This is a genomic window from Ketobacter sp. (genome assembly GCF_003671495.1).
Classification (GTDB): Bacteria; Pseudomonadota; Gammaproteobacteria; order Pseudomonadales; family Ketobacteraceae; genus Ketobacter.
Map to the genome: position 1 here is coordinate 87,133 of NZ_RCHN01000045.1, position 23,167 is coordinate 110,299.

Annotated in this window: 23 protein-coding genes; 2 read left to right on the top strand and 21 right to left on the bottom strand. The window is 55.6% G+C overall.

Annotation, left to right across the window (positions count from 1 at the left end; genetic code table 11):
• Positions 1-74: 74 nt before the first annotated feature.
• Both fadA and fadB read right to left on the bottom strand, forming a co-directional pair.
• Positions 75-1,250, bottom strand: coding sequence for an acetyl-CoA C-acyltransferase FadA (gene fadA / locus D9N14_RS20720; RefSeq protein ID WP_290583378.1), 1,176 nt, complete (start codon positions 1,248-1,250; stop codon positions 75-77).
• 24 nt (positions 1,251-1,274) lie between these two features.
• Complete coding sequence (gene fadB, locus D9N14_RS20725) at positions 1,275-3,422, bottom strand: fatty acid oxidation complex subunit alpha FadB (protein WP_290583380.1); 2,148 nt, start codon at positions 3,420-3,422, stop codon at positions 1,275-1,277.
• A gap of 236 nt (positions 3,423-3,658) precedes the next feature.
• Between fadB and D9N14_RS20730 the strand changes: the two genes are divergently transcribed.
• The gene (locus D9N14_RS20730) at positions 3,659-4,126 is read left to right on the top strand and encodes a YchJ family protein (RefSeq protein ID WP_290583382.1); all 468 of its coding nucleotides are present in this window, start codon (positions 3,659-3,661) and stop codon (positions 4,124-4,126) included.
• Positions 4,127-4,256: 130 nt separating this feature from the next.
• Positions 4,257-4,772 carry a hypothetical protein gene (locus D9N14_RS20735; protein ID WP_290583384.1) on the top strand — a complete coding sequence of 172 codons (516 nt, stop codon included), beginning with the start codon at positions 4,257-4,259 and terminating at the stop codon, positions 4,770-4,772.
• Between the two features lie 10 nt (positions 4,773-4,782).
• Here D9N14_RS20735 and D9N14_RS20740 read toward each other — a convergent pair whose 3' ends face one another.
• The 19 genes from D9N14_RS20740 to D9N14_RS20830 form a co-directional block, all read right to left on the bottom strand.
• Positions 4,783-5,127: an Hpt domain-containing protein gene (locus D9N14_RS20740; protein WP_290583386.1), complete on the bottom strand. Its 345-nt coding sequence runs from the start codon at positions 5,125-5,127 to the stop codon at positions 4,783-4,785.
• 16 nt (positions 5,128-5,143) lie between these two features.
• Positions 5,144-6,889, bottom strand: coding sequence for a fused response regulator/phosphatase (locus D9N14_RS20745; protein WP_290583388.1), 1,746 nt, complete (start codon positions 6,887-6,889; stop codon positions 5,144-5,146).
• A 45-nt stretch (positions 6,890-6,934) separates the two neighbouring features.
• A complete protein-coding gene (locus D9N14_RS20750; RefSeq protein ID WP_156871627.1) occupies positions 6,935-7,237 on the bottom strand; it encodes an STAS domain-containing protein in 303 nt (100 codons plus the stop codon).
• A 125-nt stretch (positions 7,238-7,362) separates the two neighbouring features.
• Positions 7,363-8,274: a hypothetical protein gene (locus D9N14_RS20755; protein WP_290583394.1), complete on the bottom strand. Its 912-nt coding sequence runs from the start codon at positions 8,272-8,274 to the stop codon at positions 7,363-7,365.
• 7 nt (positions 8,275-8,281) lie between these two features.
• Complete coding sequence (locus D9N14_RS20760) at positions 8,282-9,349, bottom strand: chemotaxis response regulator protein-glutamate methylesterase (protein ID WP_290583395.1); 1,068 nt, start codon at positions 9,347-9,349, stop codon at positions 8,282-8,284.
• 8 nt (positions 9,350-9,357) lie between these two features.
• Entirely contained in the window at positions 9,358-10,023 is a 666-nt protein-coding gene (cheD, locus tag D9N14_RS20765) for a chemoreceptor glutamine deamidase CheD (RefSeq protein ID WP_290583397.1), read from the bottom strand.
• A complete protein-coding gene (locus tag D9N14_RS20770; RefSeq protein ID WP_290583399.1) occupies positions 10,023-10,835 on the bottom strand; it encodes a CheR family methyltransferase in 813 nt (270 codons plus the stop codon). Before D9N14_RS20770 ends, cheD begins: the two co-directional genes overlap by 1 nt.
• A gap of 125 nt (positions 10,836-10,960) precedes the next feature.
• On the bottom strand, positions 10,961-11,470 hold the full coding sequence (locus D9N14_RS20775; RefSeq protein WP_411267965.1) for a chemotaxis protein CheW: 510 nt from the start codon (positions 11,468-11,470) through the stop codon (positions 10,961-10,963).
• 73 nt (positions 11,471-11,543) lie between these two features.
• Complete coding sequence (locus D9N14_RS20780; RefSeq protein ID WP_290583404.1) at positions 11,544-13,751, bottom strand: chemotaxis protein CheA; 2,208 nt, start codon at positions 13,749-13,751, stop codon at positions 11,544-11,546.
• A 4-nt stretch (positions 13,752-13,755) separates the two neighbouring features.
• Positions 13,756-14,118: a response regulator gene (locus D9N14_RS20785; protein ID WP_290583406.1), complete on the bottom strand. Its 363-nt coding sequence runs from the start codon at positions 14,116-14,118 to the stop codon at positions 13,756-13,758.
• A gap of 26 nt (positions 14,119-14,144) precedes the next feature.
• Positions 14,145-14,438, bottom strand: a complete 294-nt coding sequence (locus tag D9N14_RS20790) for a lipid asymmetry maintenance protein MlaB (RefSeq protein WP_290583408.1) — start codon at positions 14,436-14,438, stop codon at positions 14,145-14,147.
• 159 nt (positions 14,439-14,597) lie between these two features.
• On the bottom strand, positions 14,598-15,035 hold the full coding sequence (fliJ, locus tag D9N14_RS20795; RefSeq protein WP_290583410.1) for a flagellar export protein FliJ: 438 nt from the start codon (positions 15,033-15,035) through the stop codon (positions 14,598-14,600).
• 7 nt (positions 15,036-15,042) lie between these two features.
• Positions 15,043-16,392: a flagellar protein export ATPase FliI gene (fliI, locus tag D9N14_RS20800; protein WP_290583412.1), complete on the bottom strand. Its 1,350-nt coding sequence runs from the start codon at positions 16,390-16,392 to the stop codon at positions 15,043-15,045.
• Complete coding sequence (locus D9N14_RS20805; RefSeq protein WP_290583414.1) at positions 16,364-17,284, bottom strand: flagellar assembly protein FliH; 921 nt, start codon at positions 17,282-17,284, stop codon at positions 16,364-16,366. The genes fliI and D9N14_RS20805 overlap by 29 nt, the downstream gene beginning before the upstream one ends.
• A 22-nt stretch (positions 17,285-17,306) precedes the next feature.
• Positions 17,307-18,338: a flagellar motor switch protein FliG gene (fliG, locus tag D9N14_RS20810; protein WP_290583416.1), complete on the bottom strand. Its 1,032-nt coding sequence runs from the start codon at positions 18,336-18,338 to the stop codon at positions 17,307-17,309.
• Positions 18,331-20,016, bottom strand: coding sequence for a flagellar basal-body MS-ring/collar protein FliF (gene fliF, locus D9N14_RS20815; protein WP_290583418.1), 1,686 nt, complete (start codon positions 20,014-20,016; stop codon positions 18,331-18,333). The genes fliG and fliF overlap by 8 nt, the downstream gene beginning before the upstream one ends.
• A 26-nt stretch (positions 20,017-20,042) precedes the next feature.
• Complete coding sequence (fliE, locus tag D9N14_RS20820) at positions 20,043-20,360, bottom strand: flagellar hook-basal body complex protein FliE (RefSeq protein WP_290583420.1); 318 nt, start codon at positions 20,358-20,360, stop codon at positions 20,043-20,045.
• A gap of 59 nt (positions 20,361-20,419) precedes the next feature.
• Entirely contained in the window at positions 20,420-21,781 is a 1,362-nt protein-coding gene (locus tag D9N14_RS20825; RefSeq protein WP_290583422.1) for a sigma-54-dependent transcriptional regulator, read from the bottom strand.
• Entirely contained in the window at positions 21,778-23,031 is a 1,254-nt protein-coding gene (locus D9N14_RS20830; RefSeq protein ID WP_290583424.1) for a sensor histidine kinase, read from the bottom strand. Before D9N14_RS20830 ends, D9N14_RS20825 begins: the two co-directional genes overlap by 4 nt.
• Positions 23,032-23,167 lie beyond the last annotated feature (136 nt).

Here is a 23,167-nt window from a genome sequence, read left to right on the forward strand (position 1 = left end):
AAGCGCCGGATACCGCCCTTAGGGGGTATCCGGCGCTGGCCGATGGGCTGGGTGAGCCGCGATCGAGAGCGGTTTTAAACCCGCTCGATTACCGTCGCAATCCCCTGACCCAGGCCGATACACATGGTGGCCAGGCCGATATTGCCGTCTTTCCACTCCATCACGTTCAACAGAGTACCGACAATGCGGGCACCGGAGCAGCCCAATGGGTGCCCCAGGGCGATGGCGCCACCGTTCAGGTTCACTTTGTCTTCCACTTTGTCAGCCAGCTTGAGATCTTTTACGCAGGGCAGGCTCTGGGCCGCAAAGGCTTCGTTCAGCTCTACGTAATCGATGTCGTCGATGGACAGACCCGCCCGTTTGAGGGCTTTCTGGGTGGCCGGCACCGGGCCGTAACCCATGATCGCCGCATCACAACCGGCTACGGCCATGGAGCGGATCTTGGCACGGGGTTTCAGGCCCAGGGCCTTGGCGCGCTCGGCGGACATCACCAGAATGGAGGAGGCGCCGTCAGACAGGGCTGAGGAGGTTCCTGCGGTGACCTGACCATTCTTCGGGTCAAATACCGGGCGCAGACTGGCCAGGCCTTCTGCTGTGGTTTCCGGGCGAATGACTTCGTCAATCTCACACAGCACCTTGAAGCCGTCGGCATTGTGGCCTTCGATGGGCACAATCTCGTTGTTCCAGCGGCCTTCCTGGGTCGCTTCCCAGGCCAGTCGATGGGAGCGGGCCCCGAACTCATCCATGGCCTGACGGGAGATACCGTGCATGCGACCCAGCATTTCTGCGGTCAAGCCCATCATGTTGGAGGCCTTGGCCACATATTTGGAGGCCTCCGGGTTCAGGTCCACGCCGTGGGTCATTTCGACGTGACCCATGTGCTCCACACCCCCCACTACGAACACATCACCGTTGCCGGTCTGGATGGCCTGGGCGGCAGTGTGCAGCGCCTGCATGGAAGAACCACACAGCCGGTTTACGGTCTGGCCAGCTACGGTGCGCGGCAGCTCCGCCAGAATCGCGATGTTGCGGGCGATGTTCATGCCCTGCTCCAGGGTCTGGTTCACACAGCCCCAGATCACATCTTCGGTTTCCGCCGGGTTCCAGTTGGGATTACGCTTTTGCAGTGCACGGATCAGCTCAGCAGACAGCTTTTCGGCGCGCACGTTACGGAACTGCCCGTTACGGGATTTACCCATAGGGGTACGGACAGCGTCGACAATCACTACGTCTCTTGGATTCAAACTCATTTCTATGTCTCCTTGGCTATCCGCTTACTTGTAGAACGATTCGCCGTTGGCGGCCATGTCTCGCAGCTTGGCGGTAGGCGCATACAGAGGGCCCAGATCCGCGTACTTGTCGCACAGCTCAACAAACGCTTTCACACCAATGGAATCAATGTATTTCAGCGCACCACCACGGAACGGTGGGAAGCCGATACCCATGATCAACGCCATATCCGCGTCGGCTACCGAGGACACGATGTTCTCTTCCAGACAACGCACCAGCTCCAGACACATGGGAATCATCAGGCGATCAATGATTTCCTGATCTTCGAACTCTTTCGGGGCAGCTACAACAGGCTTAATCAGATCGTAGGTGGTTTGGTCCACCACTTTCTTGGGCTTGCCCTTCTTGTCCACTTCGTACTTGTAGAAACCAACGCCGTTCTTCTGACCGAAGCGCTTGTTCTCGAACATCACTTCAGAGGCGTCTTTGTGGTCGTACTGCATACGCTCGGGGAAACCTTCTGCCATGACCTCAGCAGCATGGACACCGGTGTCGATGCCCACCACATCCATCAGGTACGCGGGGCCCATGGGCCAGCCGAAACGCTCCATGACTTTATCGACTTTCTGGAAGTCCGCACCGTCACGCAGCATCATGCCGAAACCACCGAAGTATGGGAACAACACGCGGTTCACCAGGAAGCCGGGGCAGTCGTTGACCACAACCGGGGTTTTACCCATTTTCTTAGCGTAAGCAACGGTGGTGGCCACCGCTTCATCGGAAGACTTCTCACCACGGATCACTTCCACCAGTGGCATCATGTGCACCGGGTTGAAGAAATGCATACCGACGAAGTTCTCCGGCTTTTCCAGAGCTTCGGCCAATTTGGTGATGGAGATGGTTGAGGTGTTGGAGGCGAGGATAGTGCCATCCTTGACCTGCTTCTCCACATCCGCCAGCACGCTTTGCTTGATCTTCACGTTCTCCACCACCGCTTCCACCACGATGTCCACACCGCCGAAATCACCGTAGTTCAGGGTAGGACGAATGGCGGACAGGACTTTGCCCATCTTGGCAGCGTCGACTTTGCCGCGGGAAACCTGCTTGGCCAACAGTTTGGTGGCTTCCGACATACCCAGGTCCAGGGCCGCGTCGGCAATATCTTTCATGACAATGGGGGTGCCTTTGGAGGCGGACTGATAAGCGATACCGCCACCCATGATGCCGGCGCCCAACACAGCGGCCTGACCAACCGGCTTGGCTTTCTTTTCCCACTTGCTGGCCACTTTCTTCAGTACCTGATCATTCAGGAACAGACCGATCATGGCGTTGGCGACCGTGGTGGTGGCCACCTTGGCGAAACCTTTGGCTTCGATTTCCAGTGCTTTGTCGCGGGTCATGCCGGCGTGCTGCTGCATTACCTGGACCGCGGCTATCGGTGCTGGGTAGTTGCGACCGGCCTGCTGCATCACCATGGCGGAACAGGTCTGGAACGCCATCATGTTCTCCATGGGGGGCAGTTTCAGGGGCTCCAGCTTCTCTTGCCGCTTGGCTTTGTAATCGATCTTGCCGGCAATGCAGTCTTTCACCAGAGACAGCGCGGCATCACGCAGTTTGTCAGGCTCGACCACCGCATCCACCACACCGTCTTTCAACGCTTTGGCCGGCTTGTGTTGACCACCGGCGGCCACCCACTCCACTGCATTGTCCACACCTACTACGCGGGGCATCCGCACCGTGCCGCCAAAACCGGGAAACAAACCCAGCTTCACTTCCGGCAGACCACACTGGGCCGCGGTGGACATGACGCGAAAATCTGTGGCCAGGCACATTTCCAGGCCACCACCCAATGCGATACCGTTCATGGCAGTCACGGTGGGAAACGGCAGATCTTCAATGGCGTTGAAGGCTTGATTGGACTTGAGGCACCAACCGGCGATTTCTTCTTCAGAGGAGGTGAACAGTTCACCAAACTCAGTAATGTCTGCACCCACGATGAACACAGATTTGGCACTGGTGACGATCATGCCCTTGATGGAACCGTCTGCCTTCATGGCCGCCGCCGCAGCACCCAGCTCTTCGACTGTCTGGCGGTTGAATTTATTAACCGACTCGCCTTCCAGATCGAAATTCAATTCAACAATGCCGTCTTCCAACGGTTTGACCGTAACGGCTTTTCCTTCGTATATCATCAACGTTTCTCCCGCACTGGGTTAACGACTAGAGACTTATTTTCGTTCGATTTCAAACGATAGTTTGAAAGTGCATGGCATGTTGCCGACTCCGGCAGTTTTTGGCAAGTTTTTTAGCGTGCATATAAGAAAAGTGTCACTCACAGGCAAAATTTCGTCCATTTCCGCATACTGACTTGGCGGTCATCAACAAAACCCGTTAGCCTATGGCCCGGACAACAGGAATCCAACCCATCATGACAGATCTTTGCCCCTGTGGCAGCAACCGAACCTATGCAACGTGCTGCGCTCCTTTTCACCTTGGACAGGCCCTGCCAACCACCGCAGAACAGTTGATGCGATCCCGCTACAGTGCCTTCGCCAAGCGCCTTCCCCAGTATCTGTTTGCTACCTTGCACCCCAGCAAACGGGCACCGGATGAACTCGCCCAACTGGAGGCGGCAGTGGCTCGCCACCGTTGGTTGGGTTTGCAGATATTGAACGCAACGGATGGTGGCCAGGAAGATGATCGTGGCACCGTTTCATTTCGGGCCGTTTATGAGGATTCCGGCAGCCCTGGGGTGTTGGAAGAAAACTCCAGTTTTAAGAAAGAGACAGGCCGCTGGTATTATCTTTCGGGCCAGCTGGCACCGACGCGAGCGCCGGGCCGCAATGATCCCTGCTGGTGTGGCAGTGGCCGCAAGTTCAAGAAATGCCACGGTTAGTGTCACCATCGGATATTGCAGCAGGTTATAAACGCTCATTGCATATAAAAAATGGTCACTACACAGGTCGACAATTTTGTCAGATAGTTAAAGGCGTCTTTCGTAAAAGGACCTACGGGGAGACCTGACAATGAAACGCCTCTATTACTTATTTCACGGCACCGACTGCGCTCGCGCCATCAGCAACGACCTGCAGGATGCCGGCATCAATGAAGGTCAGTTACACTTTCTCAGCCACGATCAGGCAGGCCTGCAATCCGCCCACGTCCATCAGGCGGACATCTTCGATGAACGGGACATCCCCCACAGTGGTATTTGGGGGGCGATTACCGGGCTCGGCGTCGGCATTTTGTTTGCCACCTACCTGATCGCCACCGAGCTGGGTTCCCACATGAGCGTGGGCATCTTTCTATTCGTTTGTGCCCTGTTCACGTTCTTTGGTACCTGGGCCGGCGGATTCATCGGGATATCCAGTGATAACCACCACATTGCCCGCTTCCACAATGCCCTGGAGGAAGGTGATACCCTGTTGATGGTGGATGCCTATGACGAGAGGGAAGAGTCCCGGTTGCGGGAATTGATGCACACCCGTCATATGGAAGCCAGCTATGAAGGCGAGGAAGACAACTTCAAGGTGTTTCTCTGACCGGAAACGGTCAGAGATTGGTGGACAATATATCGGAGACCGCGCGGAATTCGACCCGCAGAGCACTCAGCACCTGGTCAGCGCCCTCCAGGGTTTCTTCTTTGCCCATCATTTCCAGCTGCCGGGCCAATTCCGACAAACGGAACGCACAGACGTTAGACGATGAGCCCTTAAGGCTGTGGGCCACCTTGCGCAGCGCATCACAGTCCTGTTGTTGCAGGACCGCGTCCAACTCGTCCACCTTGTTCTGTGAATCCGAAATAAAGGTATTCACCAGGGTTTCAAATTCGTTTTCCATGATCTCTTTGAGATCCTGTAATGCACCAATATCAAGGTGATCCGCTGGATTACTCATACTCACATTCCCATTGCTAAACATCAACGTGCCAATCGAAAATGACTTCCACCTGATTCCCCTTGCCCAGGTAACGAACCGACCGGCACATGGTATTAATCAGGGGGATACCCCGACCGCTGTATCCTTCCGTTTTGTGTCTGTTTTCTTCTTTTGACTTAAAATCAAACCCGGGCCCGGTATCTTCCACCACGATGGTCAGTACACCACCATCCTTCACAGGGTGGTGATCGATGTGAAAGCGCACGCAGCCCTCATACAACTCATTCAGTTTCTGGGTGCGCTCGGCGTAGTAGCGGGCAAAGCCATCCGCCGAAGCTTTCAGGTCCGAATGCAGGTTCAGTACGCCGTGCTCCAACGCATTGGAGTACAACTCTGACAAAATAGTATAAATCTTTCCACTGTGCGGGCGTAACCCCGGCACTTCCATCAACAGGTGGGTGATCAGGGGCAGCGGATTGAATTCTTTCAGGGTCAGGGGACGCAGCTCATAGGTCATGCTCCAGTCCTTGGGCCCGCCCGCCATGTAAGACTTGCCATCGGCGCCCAGGGCATTGCCCATTTCCTCTTCGCCCACCATGGTGACTTCCACCATGGTGTAGTCGTCATCCTGCTCGCCACGACCGGTATGTCGCTCCACCGCGGCCACCAGGTTATCAAACATGGCGTCCGCATCCTCGGTGTTACGCAGCACCTCCATCACCCGCTCTTCACCGAACATTTCCTGTTGCGGGTTGCAGGCTTCAATGATGCCGTCAGACCAGAGCATAACCCGGTCACCCTTCTCCAGCTGAATCAGAGTGGTATCCGTATTGAACCGGTCGGAATCCACCACACCCAGTGGCAAATGGCGGGACTTGAGGTTTTCCAGCTGGCGGGATTGCTTGCGATAAACCAGTACGTCGGGAATCCCCCCCACCCACACTTCGGCCGAATGCTTGCGAAAACTGACATCCACCATACTGGCACAGCAGAATACACCAACCGGTAGAATCCGTTTCAGCTTTTTATTGATTTCGCGGAGGATGTCCTGCAGGGAGAACCCTTTCTGGGCCATACCATAAAAAATTTCCGAGACCGGCATGGCGCCGATCGCAGCCGGTAACCCATGGCCGGTAAAATCCCCCAGAAACACAAACATGCCACCGGAAGGCTTACGGGATGCCAACACCAGGTCGCCATTGAACACCGCCATGGGTGACAACAGATATTTGATGTTGGGGGCATCGATGCAGCCGGGGTGCGCGATGTTATCGAACACCTGCTTGGCCACTTCCTGCTCATGAACCAGTCGGTCATGGTGGAGGGAAATCTCGTCGCGCTGGGCCTGCACCGTTTCATGCAGACGCCGCATACTGGCGAACGCCTTGATTTTGGCCTGGAGAATGATGCGGTTGTAGGGTTTGCTTAGAAAATCCAATCCACCGGCCGCCAGACAATCCGCCAGGGAGGTGGCATCACGCAGGGAGGTCAGGAAGATGATGGGTACCAGGTTATCCCCGGCCAGTTGCTTGATGGTGCGTGCGGCTTCGAATCCATCCACGTTGGGCATGAGCGCATCCAGCAACACGATATCAGGGGATTGCTCCTTGAAAATATCGATGGCTTCCTGCCCGTCTTTCGCCGTGTATACGATGTGGCCTTCCTTGCGGACAATCGTTTGCAGTATCAGACGGTCGGAATCGTTGTCGTCTGCGATCAGAATTCGCAGAGTCTCAATTGCCTCGCCTTCGGTCTCCACCGCTTTTACCTGATTATCCATAGGTTCACACCACACCCACCTACCGGTGGGTGTACTACTTCCGGGCTAGCGAATGGTAAACAACTGTTCGAAGTTGGATATAGTAAGAATTTTCTTCACATCGGGATTGCAGTTCACAATCTCAATACTGGAATTATCCCCTCCGGCATGATCTCTTAACAGCAATAGCATACCCAGCGCTGAACTATCGAGATAGGTGGTTTCTTTCATGTCCACAATATAGCCTTTGGGATCTTCAGACACCTTTTCATAGGCATCTCGAAACTCCTGGTGAGCGCTAAAGTCGAAACGTCCCTGGATCTTGATGGTCAGTTCACCCGAGGATGCTTCAGTAGACCATATAGCCATTATCTACACCTCAAGAAGCAAGTAATATTTATGTTGATAAACCCAACAGAGGGTTATAAAAACCTTCCATTAATTAAGAGCATAGACCATTTTCACTATGCAAACGAAAATTCCGGCATAAATTTTTAAATCATGCCTTCAGCCCCCCTATCAGAGCTGAATCCACCTTTAATTTCAAGTAGTTGATTTTCACTCAGCGTGCCGGATAATCGCGCCAGGCGCAGGTCTGAAATCACATCGGTGAGCCTCAGTTCGAACTGATAAAGCACGTTAATCACCTCATTCAGCAGGCGCCGCACCGCGTCACCCAGCTGCAACCAGCGCACATCCGACTTGTTGTTGCGCTGATAACGTTCAGCAATGACCCGCAATTCCTCCTGCGCCCCCTGGATGTTGGCGATGGAGACCACCAGCTCAGAAATCGAGCTGCCTCCACCCGACTCCAGGCAGTTCGCCATGGGAGCGCTCAGAATGCGGCGGGTACGGAGCAGACGCTGCTCGGTCCTGGCGACGATCTCCCGCATTTTTTCCAGGTCCCGCCCGGATTGCTCGCTAATGGCCACCAGGTCCCGAGAGACGGTGACAAAGCCTCTTCCCACCTCCCCGGTGTTGGCGGCCGAGGCCATGGAATTCAACGCCAGCATGCCGGTGCTTTTCGCGGTTTCAATCGCCTCCAGCAGTGCGTGATGCACGTTTCTAAGGGTGGACTGGGCATGATCCAGGTCAGTATCACAGAGCATCCAGTTTTTCTGCAGGTTGTCGATCAGGTGGGCGAAATACCGGTCCACCGAGCCGTTCTGGTCATAGGCGGGTTCGTGGGTGCTGTCCGCCACAGGCAGTTCCGAGCCCGGGGCGTTCCCGGCAGCAAGATGATAGGCGCCATACCAACACAAAAAGGAGACAACCGCGAGCACCGCCACATAGACCGGTGCGTTTTCCAACCGGAGCACCACCAAAAGTGTGAGACTGGAACACCAGGCCAGAAGATACACCAATCGCTTGGCAATGAGCCCTGTCTGCGTTCGAAAATCAATCAAAACGAATTCAGCTTCCGTTGGTTAGCTGTAACAAGCGCCCGGCGATGGATTCCAATGGTTTGATTTCATTGTAGGCCCCCAACTGATAGGCCGCGCCAGGCATCCCCCAGACCACCGAAGTGGCCTCATCCTGAATGATAGTATGGCAGCCCAATTCTTTCATCCGCAACAGGGCCTGGGCCCCGTCCGCCCCCATTCCGGTCAACAGCACCGACACAGTTTTGCGATAACCGAGCCCGGTAATGGAGTCAAACATCACTTCCACCGAGGGCCGATGGCGATTGACCCGTTCGCGGTCATCCAACTGCGTCACCAGCCCGGACCGGCTTTTTCTCACCAACAGGTGACGGTCGCCGGGAGCAATGTAGACGTTGCCCGGCAATAGGGTCTGGTTGGATTCCGCCTCATGCACATGCATGGCACAACAGTTGTTCATCCGCATCGCATAAGAGGTGCTGAACTGGGGGGGGATGTGCTGAGTCACCACCACGGGCGGACAGTTCTCGGGTAAACCCAGCAGGACTTCTTTAATGGCTTCAGTGCCCCCGGTGGAAGCACCAATGGCGATGATCACCCCGGGTTTTGGTGTGTAGGCGCTGTGGCGGGCGACGGGCTCCGGGCGCTCGGCCTTCCCCCGTATCGAGTTCATTTCCAGCCGCTGCACATTGGCACCGGCAGCCGCGCGGATCTTGCTGACGATCTCCTGCTGGTATTCCACCAACCCCTTGCCCAGGTTCTCCTTGGGCTTGGGGAGATAATCGAAGGCGCCTATCTGCAGCGCTTCCAGCGTAATATCGGCCCCCGCCTCAGTGAGGGTGGAAATCATGATCACCGGCATGGGCCGCAGGCGCATCAGGTTTTTAAGAAAGGTAATGCCATCCATGCGCGGCATTTCGACATCAAGTGTGAGGACGTCGGGCTGTAATTGCTTGATCTTCTCCCGGGCAATATAAGGATCCGCGGCCGTACCCACCACCACCATATCGTCATGCCCGGATATGATTTCAGTCAGCAATTGCCGGATGACGGCAGAATCATCCACGATCAGGACCTTTATTTTTTTCGGGTCACCCATAGCAGCACTCAGTCGAACAATTCAATATCACCCTGCGCAGGCTCGGCGTTGATCGTACGAGCGTAACTGCGTTCGCGCTCAAACACCACATCGTTACGGACAGTCTTCAGTTTTCTGATCTTGGCGGAACCCGTGTCGGAAAAATACAACACCTTTCTCGGATACAATCCCCCTACATCTTCGGCCGCCAGATTCAGATTTTCATTGCTGAGAAACTGGTGGACAAAATCAATATTTTTACGGCCAATATCGATCTGGTTCATGCTTTCCAGTACTTTACCACCACCGAACACCTTGATCTCGAGATTGCGTTTCTCACCGCCATTCTTCAATACTTCATTAATCAGATATTCCATCGCCCAGTTACCGTAGCGGGCGGACTCACTGAAAGCCGACAGGGGCCCCGCCTCCATGTTCTCACGTTGCACGGGCAGCATGAAATGGTTCATGCCGCCGATGCCCTTGAAGCGGTCGCGAACACAGGCCGAGATACAGGACCCCAACACCGTCACGATCATCTCTCCGGTCACGCTGACATAAAACTGACCCGGCAGAATCTTGGCCGCGTAAACGCCCTGCTGCTTATCCCAGTAGCGATTAATGTGGGAAAACCCTTTCAGAGGTTTAGGCTGTGGGTGAGTGGGTTGAAACTGGGTGCTCAACATGGATTTCATCACATCACTTTCCTGTAGATGGTTCTGCCCACTGATTCGAAGCGTTTACTGACACCGTGCAGACTCTCTGAGTGACCAATGAAGAGGTAGCCATCGGGCTCCAGGATATCAGCATAGCGATCGAACAGCTCCCGCTGGGTTTCCTTGCTGAAGTAAATCACCACATTACGGCAAAAAATCACGTCAAAGCGCCCCTTCATGGGCCAGTCACCCAGCAGGTTCAGGTGATTGAAGGTTATCAGGCTCCGAATGGACTCCCTGGCCTCCAAGACCTCATCGTTGCCTCCCCCCCTGGGATCATTGAAGTACTTCCTCACCAGTTGGGCATCCATGTTGCCGATCCTTTCCTTGCTATAGATACCCCGGCGGCCGTGGGACAGCACGTTGGTATCAAGATCGGTGGCCAGAATTTTCGCATCCCAACGCGCCCGTTCCAGAGCACCGTGCAAGGTCATGGCAATGGAATAAGGCTCTTCCCCGGTGGAACAACCGGCCGACCATATTCGGATTCGCTGCTGCGCCTTTTTCTTACGCTGCAGCTCAGGCAATACCGTTTGCCGGAGGAAATCAAAATGATGGGCCTCGCGAAAAAACGATGTCAGGTTGGTGGTGATGGCATTGATAAAATTGGTAAGCTCCGCTTCGGGATGGCGTTCCAGATAATCCAGATACGACTTGAAATCGCCCAGGTTGAGCGCCCTGATCCGGCGCACAATGCGACTGTAAATCATCTCTTTCTTGTGCTCACCCAGCTCAATGCCCGAACGCAGCTTGGCCAGATGTTTGATGGTGTCGAAATCCCGATCGGTCATCGGAAATTCGCGCTGGGAGAATGACTTCCCTGTATTCCCCGAATCTTTAATGGCGTTCATGGTCTGCATAGGATGACTCATCGCTCCTTGAGAATCCGATCCACAGGCGGGCGAGATCTGCCGGGTTAGTGCTGGGATTCCTTGAGTTCCTTGATGGCATTGATGGAGACATCAGGAATAGTGTCAGCCCCAAGCAGTTCGTTGATGTCCAGCAAGATCACCATTTTGTTGTTCACATTAACCAGGCCCTTGATGTACTGGGTATTCACATGATCCCCCAGATCCGGCGCTGACTTCATGTCATCCCCCGCCAGGCTGTACACATCACTGACTGCATCCACCACGATGCCCATCACCCGGGCGCCTTTGCGGGTGGCGACCTTGAGCACGATGACCACGGTCAAAGGTCCGTACTCCACCTTCTCCAGCCCGAAGCGCTGCCGCAAATCAATAATCGGTACAATGGTGCCACGCAGGTTAATCACCCCTTTGACATGGGGGGGTGCATTGGGGATGGGCGTCACGCTTTCCCAGCCACGGATCTCCTGCACACTCAGGATATCCACACCGTATTCTTCGCTGGCCATGATAAAGGTGAGGTATTGATCCGTTTGCTCATTCTCCCGACCGGACACGTCCATCTCGGAATTGTCATAGGCACGCTCTTCTGCGGCATTCATAGTGTATCTCCCAATGTGCTGCTACTGCTTACGCTGCACGAGTTTTGCTCGCGACCAGCTTCAAACCGTTTTTGGATTGCTGATGCACTCCCGCCATGTGAATCAGATCGGTAATATCCAGGATCAGGGACACAGTGCCATCACCCAGAATGGTGGCACCGGAAATGCCATCCACTTTCTTGTAGTTGGTTTCCATGCTCTTGATCACCACCTGCTGTTGACCCAGCAGGTCGTCCACCACCAGGGCCACCTTGGCATTGCCCACTTCCACCACCACCAACAGACTCTCTGCCAGATTGGTGGTGCGGGGTTCAACCCCGAATATCTCCCAAAGCTTGATGATGGGGATGTATTCATCCCGCAACCGAAACACATCGCAGCCCCCGGCCACATGATTGATCAGGGACATATCCGGCTGCAAGGATTCGACGATGGACACCAGGGGAATGATGAAGGTCTGGCGACCGACATCGATCAACTGTCCATCCAGGATGGCCAGGGTCAGAGGCAACCGAATAGTGAATGTGCTGCCCTCCCCCTCGATTGATTTCACTTCAATACTGCCGTTCAGTTCCTGGATGTTGCGACGTACCACGTCCATCCCCACACCGCGGCCTGACACATCCGTGACCTGTTCGGCGGTGGAGAATCCAGGCTGAAAAATCAATTCCTGAATCTGCTCGTCACTTAACACTTCCTCCGCACCGATGACGCCGTTGTTGCGGGCCTTGGCCAGAATCTTGTCCCGGTTGAGGCCTTTGCCGTCATCCATGATTTCGATGATGATATTGCCACCCTGATGGAAGGCATTCAGCGTGATGGTGCCGGTTTCCGGCTTGCCGGCAGCACGACGGTCTGTGGGGGTTTCCAGACCATGGTCCAGGGCATTGCGCACCAGGTGGACCAGGGGATCACCAATTTTCTCCATAACCGTTTTATCCAGCTCCGTCTGCTCACCCAGGAGCTTGAGTTCGATCTTCTTGCCCAGCTGTTTGGAAAGGTCACGCACCATGCGCGGGAACCGGCTGAAGGTAAAGCTGATGGGCAGCATCCGGATGCGCATCACGCTCTCCTGCAATTCACGGGTGTTGTGCTCCAGTTGCGCCAGACCTTCCTGCAGTTTCTGCAGCTTGCTTACATCGAACTCGGAGCCCAGCTGGCCCAACATGGATTGGGTGATCACCAACTCACCCACCAGGTTCACCAGATTGTCGATTTTCTCGATGGCTACGCGAATGGACGTGGATTCAGAGCTTTTGGCAGCACCAGCCGCTGGCGCGGGCTTCGAGGCCTGGGGTTTCGCTGCTGAATCACCTGTGCCCGCAACGGCAGTCGCAGGCGACGGGGTTGCCGGCGCCTCGCTAACGGAAGCAACCGCTGAAGGGACCACGGCTTCAGCGATTGCGGTTTCCTGTGTTGTGCCCGCTGTAGCAGCCACCCCACCACTGAACACACCTGCAGTGGCGGTGATATTGATGTCGGAGTCATCCACCACCCACTCGAAAATTTCCTCTATCTCCGCTTGGGACCGGGTGGTGGTCAGGTACAGATCCCAGCTCAGGTGGCATTCTTCCGGGTGCAAACCGGTCAGGTCAGGTACCTTGCCGGCATCCACCTGTACTTCGAGCTCACCCATTTCCGCCAGCTCCCGGAACATCCGCAAAGGTTCATTGCCAGTGCGCAGCAGGTTGATGTCGGGCACAAATCGAATGTGCCAGGTAATGAGCTCGGCGTCTGCAGCAGCATCCTGCTCGCCGGCGCTCACGTCCGTGCGATGAGTTGCGTCGGCTACGGACTGTTCTGCATCAATGTCATCCGACCTGGGAACGGATGGAGTGGTCGGCTGACGCCCTTCCAGAATGTCGTTAAACGCCTGGGTCAACACGCAGGATTGCGCAGTATCCACGGTCTCATGGGCCTGCAATGCGGTGAGCATGCCCCGCAGGCAATCCACGGATTGCAGCAGCAGATCCACGTGTTCCGGCAACAACCGGCGAGCCCCCTCCCGGACCTGGTCCAACAGCGTCTCCAGCACGTGGGTAAACTCCGCCACCTCAGCAAAGCCGAAGGTGCTGCTGCTGCCTTTGATGGAGTGTGCCGCACGAAAAATACTGTTGATCGTCTCTGAATCCACGTTTTCACAGTCCAGCTCCAGCAGGCTGGATTCCATGACCTGCAGCCCTTCGAAACTTTCTTCGAAGAACACCTGGTGAAACTGGCTCAGATCGATACTCATGGCACTATCCCAGTACTTTTTTGATGGTATTCAACAGTTGATCCGGGTTGAACGGCTTAACGATCCAACCGGTGGCACCGGCCGCTTTGCCTTCACTTTTTTTGTCCGCCGCGGATTCTGTGGTCAACATCAAAATGGGCGTAAACTTGTAATTAGGCAGCGATCTGAGATTTTTAATCAGAGTGATGCCGTCCATGACCGGCATGTTCACGTCCGACAGCACCAGGTCCACCCCCCCCAATTTGGCTTTATTGAATGCGTCCTGGCCATCACAGGCTTCCACCACTTCATAGCCTGCGCCCTGCAACGTAAAGCTGACCATCTGCCGCATGGAGGCGCTATCATCGACAGCTAATATCTTTGTCATGGCTGATCTCCGTTTGAATTCCGGGGTTAATGCTTAATGCGTAAAAAGTCTGACACCCCCAACATGGAGGCTGCCTTGAGAAAGGGTTCGGATGGAGCATGTATGGCGGCCTGCAAATGCTGTTTTTCCATTGAGGAAAACAGGGACAACAGGACCTGAATAACACTGGTATCAATGCGCTCCACCTGAGACGCATCGATTGCGATGTTCACGCCATCATTAAGATAAGACTCTAATTTTTCATGCAAAACTTCCGCTTTGCTGATGTCGGCAATCTTTTCAAGCTGATACGTTATCGACTCTGCCATAAGCTGTTTCATCCATTGGTAGCCAACCCGCCAAACCAGGAATGGTAAAAATCCGGCATCCTTTAAAAAAGCATAGACAGCTTATACAGTTACGCTAGTGTGGGACTTTCTTATTAGCATTGGGAATCAATAGGGCTCGTGTTAGAGCCAGAATTCATGGAACCCTGGCGATCAAAAACCGCCGCCACCGCGAAACGGTCGGTCATCCAGCAGCTTCTGTTCCCGCTTGGACTCCTCCAGCTGCTCCTGCTGACGGGCTTTTTCGATCAATTGATCCATGGTTTTGAGGCGGGCATTGGCTTCTACCCAACGTTTGGTTTGCGCTTTAACAGCAGCCTGGCGCTGATGCACCAACTCACCCTGGCGCCGGATCGCCAGTTGCAGGCGGGAGATAAACGATTGGTACAGACCCAGCTGCGCGGCCTGGGTGACCTTGCTTTGCTGTTGCTGGATGGTTTGGAAATAGTCCGCCAGGTAGGATTCCAGCTCGCGCCGTTGTTGCTGCGCCGCCTGCAGTTCCTGCTGCAGGTGAGCCAGCTTGCGGGCTTCTTCACGCTCTGCCTGCTGATTAAGCTGGCGCACCGGCAACAGGCGTTTGGATTTTTTCATTCAGCGGTCACTCCTTGTTGAACAGTTTGTCCAACTGTTTGAGAGACTGCTTGAAATTCACCTGCTCATCCATGCCCTGGGCCAGATACGAGCGGATGGGACCGATCTTGCTGATGGCCAGGTCGGTTTCCGGATCGCTGCCTTTAACATAGGCCCCCACACTGATGAGATCCCGGCTCTGCTGGTAACGGGCATACAGCCGCTTCAGCACCTGGGCTTTCTGCAGGTGGATGTTCTCCACCACCTGGGGCATGGCCCGGCTGATGGAGGCTTCGATGTCGATGGCCGGATACTGGCCCTCTTCCGCCAGGCGGCGCGCCAATACCACGTGGCCATCCAGAATGGCCCGGGCCGAGTCAGCCACCGGGTCCTGTACATCATCCCCTTCCGTAAGAACCGTATAAAAGGCCGTAATGGAACCACCACCCTCTCGACCATTACCGGCCCGTTCCACCAATTGCGGTAACTTGGCAAACACCGACGGCGGATAGCCCTTGGTGGCCGGCGGCTCACCCACCGCCAGGGCGATCTCCCGTTGCGCCTGGGCGTAACGGGTCAGGGAATCCATCAACAACAATACGTTCTTACCCTGATCGCGGAAATGCTCGGCAATGGCCGTGGCCAACATGGCGCCGTGCATGCGCATCAGAGGGGAATCGTCGGCCGGCGAAGCCACCACCACGGAACGTTTCAACCCCTCCGCACCCAGGCTGTGTTCGATGAATTCCTTAACTTCACGTCCCCGCTCGCCGATCAGCCCCACCACCGTAATGTCTGCCGTGGTGAAGCGGGTCATCATGCCTAACAACACGCTCTTACCCACGCCACTGCCGGCAAACAGGCCCATGCGCTGGCCTCTGCCCACCGTCAATAAACTGTTGATGGCACGCACACCCACGTCCAGCGGTTCGTCGATGGGTTTACGTTCCAGGGGGTTGATGGGTTCGCGATGCAGGTTCACATAGGCTTCCGCCTGCACCGGGCCCTTGTTGTCCAGCGGCTTGCCGCGACCGTCCAGGACCCGGCCCAGCAGCCCCGGACCCACCGGCACTTTGGACACCTGGTGATTGGGAATCACCCGTGAACCCGGTTGCAAGCCGGCGGCCGGCTCAATGGGCATCAGATACATTTTCTGGTCGGAGAAACCCACCACTTCCGTTTCCACGTCCGCGTGATTGTGACCGCGAATGGTACAGTGACTGCCCACCGGTGCTTTGCAGCCAACGGCTTCCAGGGTCAGGCCTACCATGCGCAGCAGGCGCCCCTCCACCAGATACTGGGGTTGTGCCTGGGCATAGGGCAGGTAGCGCTGCAGGCGCTGGGCGATGCTAGGTCTTTGCTTCAGATCCGTCGTCATCGGGTATGTCTTCCGTTGGGGGTGTGGCGGTTACCGACGTTTCGGTTACTGGCGTTTCAACCGCGGGCAGATCCTCCTGGGCATCGCCGGCAAAGGCCTCCACCTCATCCAGCAACTGATCCACATGACCGTGCTGCTGGCCGCGCTCCTTGAGGGCCTGCTGCTGTTGTTCATACACCTGTTGTATGACCGAGGCCAAGCGCCGTTCAGCCCGTGCATCCACCATGCTGTTATCGGTCTCAATGATGCAGCCGCCGGGGGTGATGGTGGGGTGGGCCAGCACCCGCCAGCCCTCTTCCCATTCACCACTTTCCTGTAGATGGTTCAGCACCAGTTCCAGATCCTGCTTGTTCAGGTGAATGCGCAGACGTTGATGGCCGGGGTTGATGGAATCAATGGCTTCCTGCACCACCGTGGTAATGGCCGAAGAATCCAGGGAAAGCTCTCGATGTACAACACGCTTGCAGATCTGCTCCACCAGATGCAGGAGCACCTGCTCCAGCTCCTGATCCTGTTGCGGAATGGGTTCCAGTAATACGCGGGTGATTTGGGAGAGCCGGGTCAATGCCGCCTTCACGTCGCCCTCACCACTGAGGTAGCCGGCGTCGTAGCCTTCCGCCCGTCCGACCTCGCGACCTTGCTCCAGCCCCTCCTCATAGGCCGCCTGACGCAAGGCCTCCAGATCTTCTGCGGTGAGCGGTTTGAGTTCCGGCTCCTCCGCTTCGAGCTCCGCCACCGTACGCGGCCGGGGTTTGCCGGGGATATTGAGGGCATTGCCTTTAATGGGCATGTCCCGATCCATATTGGGAAGCTGCCACCGCTCCCAGGCACTGAGCTGCTCCGGTGGTGTATTCTCGTCTGACAGATAACCGGGCTTTTTGTTGTCCGCCATGATGATTACCGAGGCCCGGACATCAGATCATTTCCTCGCCGCCTTTGCCGCCCAAGGCGATTTCGCCGGCTTCCGCCATGCGCCGGGCAATGGCGAGGATTTCTTTCTGCGCCCCTTCCACCTCACTGAGTTTGACCGGCCCCTTGGCTTCCAGGTCATCCCGCAGCAATTCTGCGGCACGCTTGGACATATTGCCGAAGATCTTTTCCTTCACAATGTCGTCGGCACCTTTCAGGGCCAGTATCAGGGATTCGGAGGATACTTCCCGCAGCAGTGCCTGGATACCACGATCGTCCACATCCGCCAGGTTGTCGAAGACGAACATCAAATCCTGGATTTCCTGAGCCAGATCTTCGTCGATCTCTTTTATGGATTCCATGAGGGCGGATTCCACATTGGTATCGAGGAAGTTCATGATGTCAGCGGCGCACTTGCTACCCCCCAGGTCGGTGGAGGCGGAACCGGTCTGCTTGGCAAACTGCTTTTCCAGAATGTCGTTGAGTTCTTTCATGGCATGGGGTTGCACCGACTCCAGGGAGGCAATGCGCATGACAATGTCCAGCCGTACCCGCTCATCAAAATACTTGAGGGCTTCGGCTGCCTGGTCCGGGTCCAGATAGGCGATCACGATGGCCTGAATCTGGGGGTGCTCAAACCGGATCATGTCCGCCACTGAGCGCGCATCCATCCACCGCAACGTATCCAGGCCAGTGGTATTGCCACCGGTCAGAATGCGATCCACCAGGGTGCCGGCCTTGTCCTCACCGAGGGCGTTCACCAGCATTTTGCGAATGTAGCCGTCGGCGCCCACACCCAAGGCCGTTTGGTTAGAGATGACCTGCATGAAATCGGACATCACGGCTTCCACCTGGTCTTTCTGCACGTTCTGCAGCTTGGCCATGGACAAACCGATCTTCTGGACCTCTTTGGGGCCCATATGCCGCAACACTTCGGCGGCGTTCTCTTCCCCCAGGGACATCAATAATATGGCGGCCTTTTCAATGGCCGGCAGGGAATCGGCTGTCGCCTTGGGCTTGGTATTCTGATCACTCATTCGCTATCCAGGTTTTCACCACCTGGGCCACCCTTCTTGGATCTTCCGCCACCATGGACTTCACTGCATCCAGATGTTGGTCATAGGATGCATCAGGCCCTGGCAACAGGGGATTGGAGGTTCCGGTCAGCGTCACATCGGGGGTTTCCCCTCCTGCACCGCCGGCACCGGCCAACAGGCCTTCGCCTAACTGGGACTCCAGAGCGGCCAGGGAATCATCCCGCCCGGAGTCAGCCAGCTTTTTCAGTATAGGCCGTAATACTCCAAAAATCAGGAGGATAACCAGGAGAAAACCGGCGCCGCGCTTGGCCAGATCCCAAAACCAGGGCTGCTCCCACAGGGGGGGCGGGGGGATATCCGCCAGCTCCTGCGGCACATACTTGCGGAAAGGCTGATTCACCACGCTGACGCTGTCGCCGCGGGCGGCATTGAAGCCGATGGCATCCCGCACCAGTATCCGGATACGTTCCAGCTCCGCGTCGGTGAGGGGAACGCTCTGCGGTTCATTGGTGTTGCTGCCCTGGGCCGGAGGCACCAGGATATTGTCCAGCACCACCGCCACCGTCAGGCGTTTGACGACGCCCACCTGATGACGGGTGTGGCTGATGGTACGATCCAGTTCAAAGTTGCGGGTGGCCTGTTTACGCACATTACCTCTGGCGGCGGCACCTTCGGCACCCCCCTCCCCGCCGGCCTGTTCCGGTACGGTCACTGCACCGGGAGGCTGATTGGACAACGCACCAGGGATACCGGCCGTGGCGCCGTCACCCCCCACCACTTCACTCAGGGTCTGCTCACTGCGCACCGCCGGCAGGTCCGGGCTGAAAAATTCGGAGGTTTGTTCGGTCTGGCTGAAATCCAGATCTGCACTGACCTGTACTTTGAAACCTTCCCGCCCCACCAGGGGATCCAGGATGGCTTCAATGCGATCGATGTATTTTTGTTCCAGGGTTTTGGCGTAATCCAGTTGCTTGGCGGCCAGGGCGATGTCCTGGTCCTTATCGGTTTCGGACAATAACTGGCCCCGCTGATCCACCACAGTGACCTGCTTGTCTTCCAGCTCAGGAATCGATGACGCCACCAGATGGACAATGGCCGCCACCTGCATGCGTTCCAGGCTTTGATTGGGATACAGTTCCACAAACACCGACGCACTGGGCTTGCGGCTGTCATTGACGAAGACCGAACGTTTGGGAATGGCCAGGTGAACCCGCGCGCCCCGTACCCGGTTCATGCTGGAGATGGTGCGGGCCAGCTCGCCTTCAATACTGCGATAATAGCGGGTTTTTTCCATAAACTGGCTGGTGCCCAGGCCCTGCTCTTTATCCAGCAGTTCATAACCCAGGGTATTGCCGGAAGGAAAACCTTCCGCCGCCAGCTTCATGCGAGCCTGATGAATTTTATCGGACTCCACCAGAATCATGCCGGATGCAGTATCCACCTTGAAACGAATGTTTTCCCGTTGCAGCAGGTCCGCCACCTGGCCTGCTTCCAGATGGGAAATGTCTGTATAGAGTGGGCGAAAGTCGGGTTCCTGGGACATCAGTACAATCCACATACCCAGGGATATACTGATGGCCAAGCCCAACATCAGGCCGATCTGCTTGACCACGCTGAGCCCACCCAGGCCTTCCAGCACCGCAAATCCACCGCTCTCTTTTGCTTTTTCCTCTGCCATTCTCTGTGCTCCAGACCGCTAGCGGATTACACCGGCATGTTCATGATGTCTTTGTAGGATTCCACCAGTTTGTTGCGCACCTGCACCACGGCCTGAAACGCAATACTGGACTTCTGGGAGGCCACCATGACGCGGGTAATGTCCACGTTGCTGTCACCACGAATATAGGCTTCCTGCAACGCACCAGAGGCGGATTGCAGCTCACTCACTTTGTCCAGGGCATCCTTGAACATGGAGGAAAACTGGGGCTCGGATTGATTGGGGATGTCGATGCCCTGGCTTTGGGGCGCTTCCATATTGGCGATGCTGCGCAGTTCGCGCATCTGTGCCAGCAATGAATTCATTTCCACCGACCCTGACATATTGAAACCCTCAAGCTGATAGTATTTTGACGTTTACGCCTTTATGCACAGACTCTTTCAACATCTATGCCATATTCACGCATGCGGGCCAGCTTATAACGCAATGTGCGAGGGCTGATGCCCAGTTTTTCTGCCGTGCGTTTTTTGCTGCCGCCCAGATTACGCAGGGTATCGATGATCAACTCAAACTCCCGCTTCTTGAGGTCTTCGCCCAACACACTGCCCTCGCCGCCGTCCATCTCTGCATCCAGATCCAAGTCCGATAACAGGTTCGAGGTGTCGTTCAGGGCTGCATCCGGAATAAAAATATCGTCACCGGTGATGCGGTCATTGCTGCACAGAATCAACGCCCGCTGAATCACATTGTCCAGTTCGCGAATGTTGCCGGGCCAGTTGTGCTGGGTCAGGGCGAACTCGGCACTGGGGTCCAGTCGCACCTGGCGCTGGCCCTGTTTCAATGCAATCATGCGCAATGCCAACGGAATGATATCCGCTTTGCGTTCCCGCAGCGGTTTCCACATCAACGGGAACACACACAGGCGATAGTACAGGTCTTCGCGGAACTTGCCGGCGGCCACTTGCTCTTTCAGGTTGCGGTTGGTGGTGGCCAGTACTCTGACATCCAGGGCAATGGTTTTTTTGCCACCGATGCGTTCCACTTCTTTCTCCTGCAACACCCGCAACAACTTGGCCTGCAGGTTGATGTCCATTTCAGAGATTTCATCCAGCAACAGGGTCCCGCCGTTGGCCTGTTCAAATTTTCCGGCACTGCTCTGGTAGGCGCCGGTGAAGGCACCCTTTTCATGGCCGAACAAGGTGGCCTCCAGCATATTCTCAGGAATGGCAGCGCAGTTGATGGCAATAAAGGGCTGGGCACTGCGGGGGGAATGGCGGTGAATAAAACGTGCCAGCACTTCCTTTCCGGTTCCACTCTCCCCCATGATCATCACACTGGAATCCGTTTGCGCCACTTTTTTGGCGAGCTGGAATACCTTGCGGGTTTCTGCGTCTTCCGCCACCGGTTCGGATTCATCCAGTTCAATCCGCACATACTTTTCCACCACGGCGGCCAGCTTTTCCGTGGAGAACGGTTTCTCCAGGTAATCCACCGCGCCATTGCGAATGGCCTCCACGGCGTTGGAGATGCTGCCGTAGGCGGTCATGATCAGTACCGGCAGCTGGGGATATTCCGTTGCGATTTCACGCATCAACTGGTAGCCATTCATACCGGGCATATTGACGTCGGAAATGACCAGATCACACTGGAACTGGCGCAGCCAGTCCAACGCTGATTCTGCACAATCCACACCGTCAACCGTAAATCCGGATACGTCCAGTGTATCCATAATCGCTTCGCGCAAACTGGAATCGTCTTCCACCACCAAAACGTTTGTTACACTCATTGTTTTGCCTCCTCAGAGTCCATTCCGCCCTGAATCTGGGGTAAAGCCAAACAGGCCAAAGCCCCACCAGTTATCGAATTGCTGCTCATCGAAAATTGTCCACCATGGGATTCGACCACCGCCTTCACCACCGCCAGACCAAGGCCGGTACCGGTGGATTTGGTGGTAAAAAAAGGTTCCTGGATCTGATGGATAGCATGCTCGGGAATACCTGGACCATTGTCAGAGATCAGGAAGGTGATCAGACCGCCTTTGCTTTCAGTAGTAGACACATGGATATGCGGAGCGATACCTTCACCTTCACAGGCTTCAATGGCGTTATCGATTAAATTACTGAACACACTGGACAGCAGTTCCGGATTACAGCGCACGGATCCCGCCGGGATATCGTCGTCAAACGCTACGCTGGCACGCCCACTCTTGACGTAGTCTTCCACTTGCGCCTGAAACACAGACACCAACTGAAACACCGGCAGTATGGCATTCAACACCACACCGCCCTTGGAGAATATCAACATGTCCCGCACCTGTTGCTCCAGCTGCATCAGGCGGCTCTTCAACTTATCGGCGTAACGCAAACGACGCTCTTCTGTCAGCGATTCTGACGCAAGATGATCCGCATACAGGATCGCCGTCGACAACGGGGTGCGAATCTGATGGGCCAGAGACGCCGTCATTCGGCCCATCTCTGACAGCTTGCGGTGATGATTCAGCTTGTTCTGTAAGGACCGGGTTTCCGTCTGATCATTCAACGCGATAATTTGTCCCGGCTCATGCTTCATGGACTGGGTAGCCAGGCTGACCAGCTTTCCATTCTTCAGGGCGATCTCATGCCCGTCGGTGGGATTCGGTGCAAAGCACTCGTTTATGATGGTAATCCAGCGTTCGCCCAGGAGGGGACGTTCAAATAAAGATTCGGCAATGGCATTGGCCTGCACAATGACACCACGACCATCCAGCAGGATGACCGCGACCGGCATGATATTGACAATCAGCTCGACTCGCTCGGACAACACCTGCTTTGCGGACAACTCCTGGGTCAGAGCCTTATCGGCATAGACCAGTTCCTGCTGCAACTCATCCACCCGTTTTTCCAGATCCAGATAGGATTCGGTCAGCTGGTTGGAAATATTGCTGAACGCTGAAAACGTGGTCTGCAAACGGGCCTGTAAATCACGGGGCGTGGGTTGACCTGCTGTTTGCATACGTTCGTTGTCGGAGCTTTGTCGTTCGGCTACTACCGCTCTCATGGAATTCGCACCTTAATTTGACGCTTTCCGAGCATTCAGCAAACCTTATGCCAAAACGACTTTAACTTTAGGAATCAGCTAATTAGAAGATTGTTCAAATGGGGGTGCCATTATTACGACACAAATTGAAGAGAGG